Origin of the sequence: Micromonospora sp. NPDC051227 (assembly GCF_044455385.1) — a bacterium.
Lineage (GTDB): Bacteria > Actinomycetota > Actinomycetes > Mycobacteriales > Micromonosporaceae > Micromonospora.
Genome location: NZ_JBITET010000013.1, coordinates 19,736 through 31,246, shown reverse-complemented (window position 1 = coordinate 31,246; position 11,511 = coordinate 19,736). Strand labels below are relative to the sequence as shown.

The 11,511-nt window shown below is 67.7% G+C and carries 7 protein-coding genes; 1 reads left to right on the top strand and 6 read right to left on the bottom strand.

Annotated features, from left to right (window positions below):
- The first annotated feature begins 31 nt into the window (after window positions 1–31).
- Complete coding sequence (locus ACIA47_RS26235; protein ID WP_396711129.1) at window positions 32–1,411, top strand: DNRLRE domain-containing protein; 1,380 nt, start codon at window positions 32–34, stop codon at window positions 1,409–1,411.
- A 58-nt stretch (window positions 1,412–1,469) separates the two neighbouring features.
- Here ACIA47_RS26235 and mmsB read toward each other — a convergent pair whose 3' ends face one another.
- The 6 genes from mmsB to ACIA47_RS26205 form a co-directional block, all read right to left on the bottom strand.
- Complete coding sequence (gene mmsB, locus ACIA47_RS26230) at window positions 1,470–2,720, bottom strand: multiple monosaccharide ABC transporter permease (RefSeq protein WP_203117762.1); 1,251 nt, start codon at window positions 2,718–2,720, stop codon at window positions 1,470–1,472.
- A complete protein-coding gene (gene mmsA, locus ACIA47_RS26225; RefSeq protein WP_203117753.1) occupies window positions 2,717–4,255 on the bottom strand; it encodes a multiple monosaccharide ABC transporter ATP-binding protein in 1,539 nt (512 codons plus the stop codon). Before mmsA ends, mmsB begins: the two co-directional genes overlap by 4 nt.
- Window positions 4,256–4,338: 83 nt before the next feature.
- The gene (gene chvE / locus ACIA47_RS26220; RefSeq protein ID WP_112585359.1) at window positions 4,339–5,481 is read right to left on the bottom strand and encodes a multiple monosaccharide ABC transporter substrate-binding protein; all 1,143 of its coding nucleotides are present in this window, start codon (window positions 5,479–5,481) and stop codon (window positions 4,339–4,341) included.
- A gap of 311 nt (window positions 5,482–5,792) precedes the next feature.
- Window positions 5,793–7,448 carry a glycoside hydrolase family 27 protein gene (locus tag ACIA47_RS26215; protein WP_203117744.1) on the bottom strand — a complete coding sequence of 552 codons (1,656 nt, stop codon included), beginning with the start codon at window positions 7,446–7,448 and terminating at the stop codon, window positions 5,793–5,795.
- A gap of 326 nt (window positions 7,449–7,774) precedes the next feature.
- A complete protein-coding gene (locus ACIA47_RS26210) occupies window positions 7,775–8,761 on the bottom strand; it encodes a LacI family DNA-binding transcriptional regulator (protein WP_203117743.1) in 987 nt (328 codons plus the stop codon).
- Between the two features lie 412 nt (window positions 8,762–9,173).
- On the bottom strand, window positions 9,174–11,282 hold the full coding sequence (locus ACIA47_RS26205; protein WP_203117742.1) for a family 43 glycosylhydrolase: 2,109 nt from the start codon (window positions 11,280–11,282) through the stop codon (window positions 9,174–9,176).
- Window positions 11,283–11,511 lie beyond the last annotated feature (229 nt).

The following is an 11,511-nucleotide window of genomic DNA, read 5'->3' as shown; positions in this document are numbered from 1 at the left end:
TGCGCTCTTCCCACGAGGTAAGGAGTCCTGGATGGACATTCGATTCCCCCGTCCGTCGGTGACGCTGGGGGTGGTCACGGTGATCGTCGCCGCGACCGCCGCCGTCGTCGTGACCGGCGCTGGCGCGGCGTCGGCGGCGAGCGTGACCTTCACGCCGGTCGCCGACACCTACGTCCAGAGCGACGCGGCTGCCACCAACTACGGCACGTCCACGCAGGTCGTGGTCGACAACTCGCCCGTGCGGCGCTCGTTCCTGCGCTTCACGGTGAGCGGTGTCAGCGGCACGGTGACCGGCGCGAAGCTGCGACTGCGCACGATCAGCGGCAACAGCGGCAGCGACGCCGGTGGCACGTTCCGCCGGATGTCCAACACGACCTGGTCGGAGACCGGCACCACCTGGAACAACCAGCCGACCATCGACGGGGCCACGCTCGGCACGATCGGCGCGGTCAGCGGCAACACCTGGTACGAGGTCGACGTCACGGCCGCGGTCACCGGCAACGGCACGTACAGCTTCGGCGCCACCTCGGCCAGCGGCGACGGCGCCTACTACGACACCCGCGAGAGTGGCGCGGACGCTCCGCAACTGGTGGTCACCACCGGGACCACCACGCCACCCCCGTCGGGCGACCCGGTGTTCGTCGGTGCCGGCGACATCGCCGACTCGGGCTCCGGAGACAGCGCCACCGCAGCGCTGCTCGACAGCATCCCCGGAACGGTCTTCACCACCGGCGACAACGTCTACGACAGCGGGACGGCGTCGCAGTTCAACAGCTACTACGAGCCCACCTGGGGCCGGCACAAGTCCCGCACCCGCCCGTCGCCGGGCAACCACGACTACAACACGTCGGGCGCGACCGGCTACTACAACTACTTCGGTTCGTCCGCCGGCCCGAGCGGTCGCGGCTACTACTCGTACGACCTCGGCAACTGGCACGTCGTGTCGCTGAACTCGAACATCAGCATGTCGGCCGGCTCGACGCAGGAGCAGTGGCTGCGCGCGGACCTGGCCGCCAGCAGCAAGCCGTGCACGATCGCGTACTGGCACCACCCGCTGTTCACGTCCAGCTCCAACCACGCGCCGTCGACGTCGACGCGTCCGCTGTACCAGGCCCTCTACGACTACAACGCCGACGTCGTGGTGTGGGGGCACAACCATGTGTACGAGCGGTTCGCCCCGATGAACCCGGCCGGTGGCGCCGACTCCAGCCGAGGTCTTCGCAGCTTCGTCGCCGGGATGGGCGGCGCCGGCCACTACGGCTTCGGCACCATCCAGCCCAACAGCGAGGCGCGCAACAGCTCGGCGTGGGGCGTACTGAAGTTCACCCTGCACTCCGGCAGCTACGACTGGCAGTTCGTGCCGGTGGCCGGTCAGACCTACACCGACAGCGGCACCAGCAGCTGCCACTGACAAACGCGTGCCCCCTGTCCGCGAGGCGGGCAGGGGGCACGTGCGTACCGGCCGAACGTCAGCGGGCGGTGCCGGCGCGGCGCTTGTTGTAGACGTCGAAGGCGACCGCGACGAGCAGGACGAGACCCTTCACCACCGACTGGGTCGACTGGTCGATGCCCATCAGCTGCATGCCGTTGCTCATCACCGCCATGATCAGACCACCGACCATCGCGCCCACCACGGTGCCCACGCCACCGGTGACCGCCGCGCCGCCGATGAAGGCCGCGGCGATCGCGTCCAACTCGAACATGTTGCCGGCGGCGGGCTGGGCGCCGTTCGACCGCGACGAGTAGATGACGCCGGCCACCGCCGCCAGGAAGCCCATGTTGACGAACATCCAGAAGTTGACGGTGCGGACCTTCACCCCGGACAGCGCCGCCGCCGACAGGTTGCCGCCGATCGCGTAGACCTGGCGACCGAAGACGGTACGCCGGGTGAGCAGGCCGTAGACCAGCACCAGGACCGCCAGGATGATCAGCACGATCGGCAGCCCTCGGGCGTGCGCCAGCTGCCAGGCGAAGTACATGAGCACCGCGCCGACCAGCACGACCCGGGCGACGAAGAGCGGGAACGACTCGACGGGCTGCTGGTAGCGGATCCGCGCCACGCGGGTGCGGAAGCCGCTGACCGCGTAACCGGCCACGGCGATGGCGCCGATCAACAGCGTGAAGGCGTCGAAGCCCTGCCCACCGAGCAGGCCGTTGAGGAAGCCCGCCGCGACCTGCTGGTACTCGGACGGGAACGGCGACAGCGAGATGTTGTCGAGCACCCGCAGGGTCAGACCCCGGAACAGCAGCATGCCGGCCAGGGTCACGATGAAGGCCGGAATGCCGGCGTACGCCACCCAGAACCCGTGCCACGCGCCGACCGCGACGCCGACGACCAGCGCGGCCACGACGCCGATCCACCAGGGGTGGCCCTGCTGGATCACCAGGACGGCGGAGACCGCTCCGGTGAGCGCGACGACGGATCCGACCGACAGGTCGATGTGCCCGCCGATGATCAGGATGACCATCCCGATCGCGAGGACCAGGATGTACGAGTACTGAAGGACGATGTTGGTGATGTTGCCGGGGCTCAGCAGCACCCCGTCGGTCAGGACCGCGAAGAGCGCGACGATGACGACCAGGGCGACGTAGATCCCGCTCTGCCGCAGGTTGTTCAACACCAGCGCCCGCAGGTCGCTCGTCCCACTGTGCAGGGCGGCGGTCGGCGGGCTGTCCGGGGGCGTGGGGTGCTCCGTCGAAGGGGTCTTGATGCTGGTCATCCGACGAGCTCCTTGTCCTTGGTCATCAGCTCCATGAGGCTCTCCTGAGTCGCCTCGGCCACCGGCATCTCGCCGGTGATCCGGCCGGCGGCGAGGGTGTAGATGCGGTCGCACATTCCGAGCAGCTCCGGCAGCTCGGAGGAGATGACGATCACCGCCTTACCGGCGGCTACCAGCCGGTTGATGATCGTGTAGATCTCGTACTTGGCGCCGACGTCGATGCCGCGGGTGGGCTCGTCGAGGATCAGCACGTCCGGGTCGGTGAACAGCCACTTCGACAGGACGACCTTCTGCTGGTTGCCGCCGGAGAGTTTGCCGACCACCGCCATGACGCTCGGCGTCCGGATGTTCATCTCCTTGCGGCTCGCCTCGGCAACCTTGATCTCCTCGTTGCCGTTCACCCAGCCCAGGCGGGACAGCCGGTCCAACGCGGCGGCGGACACGTTGCGCCGCACGTCGTCGATGAGGTTGAGGCCGTAGCGTTTGCGGTCCTCGGTGACGTAGGCGATGCCGTTGTCGATCGCCTCGGCGACGGTGCGTGCCTGCACCTCCCGCCCGTGGACGAAGAGTCGGCCCCGGATGTCGCGCCCGTAGGACCGACCGAACACGCTCATGGCCAGCTCGGTCCGCCCGGCCCCCATGAGGCCCGCGATGCCGACGACCTCGCCGGCGCGTACGGACAGCCCGACGCCCTCGACGACCATCCGGTCCTGGACCGGGTGCCGCACGGTCCAGTCCTCGATGCGCAGGACCTCGTCACCGGGGGACGACTCGCGGTCGGGGTAGAAGCTGTCCAGGTCGCGCCCGACCATGCCCCGGATGATTCGCTGCTGGGTCACCTCGTCGGACCGCATGTCGAGGGTCTCCACGGCGCGCCCGTCGCGGATGACAGTGGTCGAGTCGGCGATGGCGGTGATCTCGTTGAGCTTGTGCGAGATCATGATGCAGGTGATGCCCTGCTCCTTGAGGGCCCGCAACAGGTCGAGCAGGTGCGCCGAGTCGATGTCGTTGAGCGCGGCGGTCGGCTCGTCCAGGATGAGCAGACGCACCTTCTTCGACAGGGCCTTGGCGATCTCCACTAGCTGCTGCTTGCCGACGCCGAGCTGGATGACCGGGGTGACCGGGTTCTCGTGCAGCCCGACGGACGCCAGCAGCTTCGCCGCTTCGGCGTTGGCGAAGTTCCAGTCGATGAGCCCGCTGCGGCCGCGCCGCTCGTTGCCGAGGAAGATGTTCTCCGCGATCGACAGGTACGGCACCAGGGCGAGCTCCTGGTGGATGATGACGATGCCGTTGGCCTCGCTGTCGCGGATGCCACGGAACTGCATCGGCTTGCCGTCGAAGAGGATCTCACCGTCGTACGAGCCGGACGGGTAGACGCCGGACAGCACCTTCATCAGGGTGGACTTGCCGGCGCCGTTCTCACCACAGATGGCGTGGATCTCCCCGCGGCGCACTGCGAGGGTGACGTCCTCCAGCGCGGTCACGCCGTGGAAGGTCTTGGTGATGCGACGCATCTCGAGGATGGTGTCGTCCATGGTCACTGTCCTCCGTCAGGTCTGGACGTGGTACGCGCCCAGGCGTCGGGCCCGGCGGGTGACCGCCGGGCCCGACGAGTGGCTTACTTCTTGGCCTGACCGGCGGCGACCTCTTCCGCCGTCCAGTAGCCGGAGTCGATCAGCGTCGCCTTGATGTCGTCCTTGTAGACGGTCGCGATCGGCAGCAGGTACGCCGGGACGACCTTGACGCCGTTGTTGTACGTCTTGGTGTCGTTGGCCTGCGGCTGCTTCTTCTGCAGGAACGCCTCGGCCGCGTTGACGGCCTGCTCGGCCAGCAGTCGGGTGTCCTTGAAGACCGTGGAGCTCTGCACGCCGTCGTTGATCAGCTTGATCGAGGCGATCTCCGCGTCCTGGCCGGTCACCACCGGGAGCTTCTTCGCGCCCTTGCCGTAGCCGGCGTTCTGCAGGGCGGTGATGATGCCGCGGGAGATGCCGTCGTACGGCGAAAGCACCCCGTCGACCTTCGAGCCGTCGTTGTAGCTGGAGGTCAGCAGGTTCTCCATCCGCTTCTGCGCGGTCTCCTGCTGCCACCGCAGGATGGCTACCTGCTCGGGGGTGGTCTGCTTGGACTTGACGACCAGCGTGCCGTTGTCGATGAACGGCTTCAGCGTGTCCATCGCGCCGCCGAAGAAGTACTGGGTGTTGTTGTCATCCAGCGACCCGGCGAAGAGCTCGACGTTCAGCGGCCCCTTGGCCGTGCCCTTCGAGCCGTCCTTGTTCAGCAGGCCGAGACCGACGAGCAGCGCGGTGCCCTGGGCGACGCCAACCTTGTAGTTGTCGAAGCTGACGTAGAAGTCGACGTCCTTGCTGCCCCGGATCAGCCGGTCGTAGGAGATGACCGGGATCTTCGCGGCCGCGGCGGCCTGCAGCTGGCTGCTGAGCGCGGTGCCGTCGATCGCCGCGAGGACCAGAACATCGGCACCCTGGGTGATCATCTGGTCGACCTGCTGCGACTGCGTGGGGATGTCGTCGCCGGCGTACTGAAGGTCGACCTTGTAGCCCTTGGCCTCCAGCTTCGACTTCACCGCGTTGCCGTCGGCGATCCACCGCTCCGAGGTCTGGGTCGGCATCGACACACCGATGGTCAGATCGCTCGGCTTCTCGTCGCCGGACTTCTCACCGCTGCCCGCACCCCCGCCGCTGCACGCCGCCAAACTCAGCGCGAGTGCCGCGCCGCCGAGAGCAACCAGGAATTTCCTGCCCACGGGCTTCTCCTCTCTGGACTCCCCCGCCGACTGCCGGGGCCAACTGTCATCTTTCGGGTAGTGTTAGCGCTCACATAGATTGCGTCAACACCAGATCCGAAATACCGGTGTCACGGTCTCGTAACGGAGCATCCAGGCGAGCGTAGCCATGTGACCGATCCGCCGGAAGGGCAGGACGCGGCAACTCAGCGTGGTCGTCCGCAGCACTCTACAGACCGATGCCCGCGGACGAGGTCTGTCGTCCGCGGGCATCAGCATCACGCCGGATCAGGTGGGTCGCCGCGACCTCGGCGGTCGGCGGTCCCGATCGGCTACCGCTGCGACCACCGCTGGTTCGCCGCGGCGGTGCAGGTCCAGAGGATCACCGTGGTGCCGTTGGCCGTGCCGTTGTTGTTGACGTCCAGGCAGAGCCCCGACTGCGTGTTGCTGATCGTGCCGTTGGCGTTGACCGCCCACTGCTGGTTGGTCCCGCCGTTGCAGTCCCAGATCTGCACCTTGGCGCCGGCCGCGGCGTTCAGCGGCGCGTCCAGGCACTTGCCGAGGGCCTGCAGGGTCTGACCGGTCCGGGTCCAGCGCTGGTTGGCGGCGCCGTTGCAGTCCCAGATGACCGGCTGCGTGCCGTTGGCCGTGTTGCTGTTCGGCACGTCGAGGCAGCGGCCGGAGGCGGCGCTGGCATACGCGCTCGACGTCGTCGGCGGCGGCTCCGTCGGAGGAGTCGTCCCGCCACCGCTGACCCGGTACACCACAGTGCCGTGCGCGGGAACGCTGGCGCTGATGGTCCCGCTGCTGGAACTGGTGCCACCGGTCCATGCGTCCACCAGCGTGAACGACGAGCCGGACTTGCCGATGGCCGCGGCCGTGGTCGAGATCGTCGTCGTCGAGCCGCCCTGGTTGAAGAGGGCCACGGCCACGTCACCGTTGGCGAGCCGCTTGGCCAGCACCCGACGCGTGCCGTCGAACGACACCTGCGTCCCCTGCAACCCGAGCGAGTCCTGGTTGATCGCGATCAGGTTGGCGTTCTTGAGGATCGTCTGCGTCGCGGCGTTCATGTTCCGCACGTCGTTACCGGCGATGAGCGGAGACGCCATGATCGCCCACATTGCGAAGTGGCTGCGCATCTCCGTGTCGTTCATGCCGCCGCGGCCGACCTCCATCATGTCGGGGTCGTTGAACCCACCCGGCCTCGCATAGGACGCCAGCGGAACGGTCACGTTGATGATGTTCTGGATGCCCATCGGGTAGCCGTTGCTCTGGCCGGTGTCCCACGCGTTGGTGATGTCCTCGGTGGTTCGCCACATGTTCGCCACGTCGCCCCAGTTGCGTTGCGGGCCGGTCTTGGCGTGGATGCTGTTCGGGTTGATGCTGTAGACGATCGGTCGACCCGTGGCGGCCAGTGCGTCACGCATCTTGGCGAAGGTGGTCACCTGGTCGTTGATGCTGCCCTCCGGCGAGCACCAGTCGTACTTGAGGAAGTCGACACCCCAGGCGGCGAACTGGCGCGCGTCCTGCACCTCGTGGCCACGGCTGCCGGTCGCGCCGGGGTAGGAGCCGAAGTACTGGGCGCAGGTCTTGTCGACCGGCACCTGGTAGAGGCCGAACTTCAGGTTCCGGGCGTGCAGGTAGTCGCCAAGCGCCTTCATCCCGCTGGGGAACCGGCCGGGGTCGCCCTGGATGTTGCCGGAGCTGTCCCGGTTGGGGTTGAACCAGCAGTCGTCGACCACGACGTAGTTGTAGCCCAGGTCCCGCATCCCGCTGCTGACGATCGCATCCGCCGTCTGCCGGATCAGCGCCTCGTTGATGTTGCAGCCGAACGAGTTCCACGAATTCCAACCCATGGGGGGAGTGCGCGCCACGCCGTTGTCCAGTGCCTGCGCCGTAGGGGCGCGAAGGCCGACCAGGCCACCGGCGAGCAGAATTCCGGCCGCCAGTACGCTCCCCCAGCGACGACCTCGGGTATTGCGGTTCATCGAGCCTCCTTGTCGGTGACGCCCGCCCGTGATTACGATCTCTGGTCGGCACGCCGATAGTTGGACGCCAATTGTTGTTAGCGTTAACAGAGACGCCCATCATGTTACGGCGACATTTCACGAGGTTCAATACCTTCACCCGTCGTATCGCTTGGCATCGATTGGTAACACCCTGCAACCCATCGAGTCACGTCTTATCAGGCGAGGAAGCTGAAAATTGGCGCGCGCTGGCGCGGGCCTCACACGCGCGTGCACCGCTGGGCGGGGAGCGGCGGCCGACCACTCTCCGCACTGCACTCGGGGGCGACCGCCGGTTGGTCCGACCGTCAGCGACGAGGTGGGGCGACGCTCTCGCGGACGACCAGAGCGGGGGCGATGGTCTGCCGCAGCGCCCCACCGGTGCCCGACTCGATCTGGGACAGCAGCATCTGCAGGCTCGCTCGCGCCACCGCGTCGAAGTCCGGTCGGACGGTGGTCAGCGGCGGAATGAAGTACGCCGCCTCCGGTACGTCGTCGAAGCCGACCACGCTGATCTCGTGCGGCACCCGTCGACCGAACTCGTGCAGCGCCCGCAGCACGCCCAGCGCGAGATGGTCGTTGGCGGTGAAGACGGCGGTGACCTCCGGCATCCGCGCCAACATCTGCCCGCACCGGTAACCCGACGCGGCGGACCAGTCCCCCGGCATCGGCGGCGGCGGATCCAGCCCGGCGGCCAGCAGCGCCTGCCGCCAGCCCTCGATCCGACCCACGCTGTCGAACCAGTCGGTCGGCCCGGAGACGTGCCAGACAGTGCGGTGCCCGGCGTCGAGCAGATGTTGCGTCGCCGCCCGGGCGCCCGCCACCTGGTCGACAGTCACCAGCGGCACCGGCCGACTCGGGTCACCGTCGACAGTGACCAGCGGGACATCCTTGGGCAGGCGCTCCAGCGCCTCACCGGCGGACTCGACCGGGGCGATGACCACTATGCCGGCGACCCGGTGCGACAGGTGCCGCTCGACGGCCGCCGAGATGGAGCGGTGGTCCAGGTTGCGCACGCTGCCGACGCTGACCGCGAAGCCCTCTTCAGCGGCGGTCTGCTCCAGGGCGGCCAGCAGTGACGCCGGACCGTAGAGCGTCGTGTTCTGCGCGACCACACCGATGACCTGCGATCGACCGGTCACCAGGGCGCGTGCCGCGCCATTGGGGCGGTAGCCGAGTTCGGCGATCGCCGCGCGTACCCGAAGCCGGGTCTGCTCACGGACGTTGGGGTGCCCGTTGAGCACCCGCGACACCGTCTGATGGGAGACACCGGCGAGACGAGCAACGTCCGTCATCGCGGGACCGTGGACGGCCATTTCACTCCCCCCGCTACATCTCCGGCCCGCGGCCCGTCGACGTCGACTGGAGCGGCCCGGCCCGATCCCCCTCGCTCAGTCACCACGCCGGTGCTGAATCCCAGGTGACCAGCGCTGGATCGCCGACAGTCTACGCCAGCAACGGCCCCGAACACGGCACGGCTCTGCGGGGACCGCTCGACGCGCCGAAGCCTTACGACGCGGTGCCCGTCCGGAATACGCATCCAGCCGGTAGGGGGCACGATCCCGATGTGGTACGCCGGCCTGCCCTCGCTCCTGGACAGAGCGTGGAACAGGCCGGCGAGGACCTGACGCGGTGGCGCGGACTGCACATGCCGCCAGGGCTGTGTTGCCAGCGCCACCGGTCAGAGCGATCGTCGTGTGACCGGTGTCACGGGGTGGTCAGGTCGAACCGCCGCACGGTGACCGCGCCACCGAGCGCCTGCGTCGCGTGGTTGAAGATGGCGAATCGGTAGCCCATGAAGAACTGCCAGTTGTTCGCCAGCGTCAGGGCGTTGCCGAACGAGGTGAAGTTCACCCCGTCGGTGCTGTACGAGAAACGGGCCTGTCGGCCAGAGCCGGGTCTGATGTCGGCGTTGGCGCGCAACCAGATCCGGCCACCGGAGACGGCGGTGCTCGCCACCTCGCTGCCGGTGCTGGTGGTGTTCCAGCTGCCGTCCATCGTCAGGCCGTTCTGCATGACCAGTCGGGTGGAGCCGTTGTCGCGTCGGACCCCGATCCAGGCCGACGAGTTGCGCAGCACCGCCAGACCGGTGCGATCACCGTCGCGCATGGTGGAGTAGTCCAACTCGATCGTCGCGGTCGAGGTGGGGCCCTGGATGCGGTGGGTCAGCGTGTTGCGCGCCTTGTACAGGTCGCCGGTGACGGTGGCGGTCTGCAGGTTCAGCCCGTTGTTTACCGACCACTTGCTGTTGTCCGGGTTGTGGTTCCACTCCCACTGCGGGCCGAGCGTGGTGCCCGCGAACGTGTCGGTGCCGGTGAGCGGCTTGACCGCCCGGGGCGGCGCGGGCAGGTTCGGCTTCGGGTACGAGCTGCCCCAGGTGCCGTTGACCGTCTGCAGCACCGGCCAGCCGTCGCCGGTCCAGGTGATCGGGGCCATGGCCGGCATCCGACCACCGGGGTACGCGTCGACGAAGGACATGTAGTACCAGTCGCCGTTCTGGGTCTGCACGAGCCCACCCTGGTGCGGCACACCGCCACCGGAGATCGGGCCGGGCAGGTTGAGCAGCACCTGACGCTGCTCGTACGGGCCGAACGGGCCGTTCGTCGACTTCAGCACGTACTGGCCGTTGGCGGGGCGGGTGAGCCAGATGTAGTAGGCGCCGTTGCGCTTGTAGAAGCGGGCGCCTTCCAGCGTCCCGATGCTCGACGGCGTCTGGTACACCTGCTGGGCGCGGACCTGGGACTTCCCGTCCGCGGACAGCTGCGCCACGCTGATGGTGCCGTTGCCGTACGCCACGTACATGGTGTCGTTGTCGTCGATCAGCATCCCCGCGTCGTAGTAGCAGTTGGGGATGGTGGTGTGCTTGCTCCAGGTGCCGTCGACGGCGGACGCGGTGTAGATGTGCGTCTGCGCGAAGTCGATGCAACCGGCCCAGTAGTACGTCCGGTTGCTCGGCCGGTAGTTCAGCGTCGACGCCCAGATGCCGTCGACGTAGGCGTTACCACCGCTCATGTCGTACTTCGAGCCGAAGTCGAGTCGGGGCACGGAGTGACCGGCGAATTCCCAGTTCACCAGGTCGTACGAGCGCAGGACCGGCGCGCCCGGCGAGTAGTGCATGGTGGACGCCGACATGTAGTAGGCGTTGTCCACCCGGATGATGTCGACGTCGGCGAAGTCCTGCCAGACCACCGGGTTCGTGTACGTGCCGTTCGACGGGGGTGGCGTCGTGGGGTCGGTGCCGCCGTCGACGCGGACGAGCTGCCACTGCTGGTTGGTGCCGTTCCAGTCGTCGTACTGCACGATGTTGCCACCGTCGGCGGTCGAGGCGCCCTGCACCTCCATCGCCTTGTTGCTGTTGCGGTTGATCAGCCGGACGTACCCGCCGTCGGAATCTGCCAGCCGGAACTGCTGGTTGGTGCCGTTGTTGTCGCTCCACTGCACAACGCTGGCGCCGTTGGCGGTCGAGCGGCCCGAGACGTCCAGCACCTTGCCCGACAACCTCGACTTGAGCCGGTAGTAGCCGCCTCCGGAGTCCACGAACTGCCACTGCTGCTGGTTGCCGTTGTTGCGCGTCCACTGGGTGATCCGCGCACCGTCATTCGTGGCCAGGTTGTACACGTCCACGGCCTTGCCACTGTTGCGGTTCAGCAGCACGTAGTAGGCGTTGGTGTCGACCGTCGCCGCTGACGCGGCGGTCGGCGCGACGGCCGCCAGAGCGCCGCCGACCACCACCGCTACCGCGGCGGCGACGAGTCGCGACAGCCGACCACGCCCCCGTGCTGGTCTTGTCCAGGGAACCCGACCGATGGCAACCATGATCCTCCTTATGCGTTCCGAACGGCCCGGGTCGTCATCCGCGGCACTGGGCGGTGTGCCGAGCTGGCCTGACCGCACAATGTGATCGCTAACATCACTCATCGTGGTCCACGCTCTGGATCTATCGAACACGGGGAGAGAGATGATCGCGGCCGGGCCAGCCACAGACATCGACCGTCTTGGTTATAGACTGTGAGCGATAACACGGCCTTAGTCAAGACGTAACCCA

Coding starts and splice junctions, on each gene's coding strand:
- ACIA47_RS26235 (WP_396711129.1), top strand. CDS start 32: ATGGACATTCGATTCCCCCGTCCGTCGGTGACGCTGGGGGTGGTCACG.
- mmsB (WP_203117762.1), bottom strand. CDS start 2,720: ATGACCAGCATCAAGACCCCTTCGACGGAGCACCCCACGCCCCCGGAC.
- mmsA (WP_203117753.1), bottom strand. CDS start 4,255: ATGGACGACACCATCCTCGAGATGCGTCGCATCACCAAGACCTTCCAC.
- ACIA47_RS26215 (WP_203117744.1), bottom strand. CDS start 7,448: ATGAACCGCAATACCCGAGGTCGTCGCTGGGGGAGCGTACTGGCGGCC.
- ACIA47_RS26210 (WP_203117743.1), bottom strand. CDS start 8,761: ATGACGGACGTTGCTCGTCTCGCCGGTGTCTCCCATCAGACGGTGTCG.
- ACIA47_RS26205 (WP_203117742.1), bottom strand. CDS start 11,282: ATGGTTGCCATCGGTCGGGTTCCCTGGACAAGACCAGCACGGGGGCGT.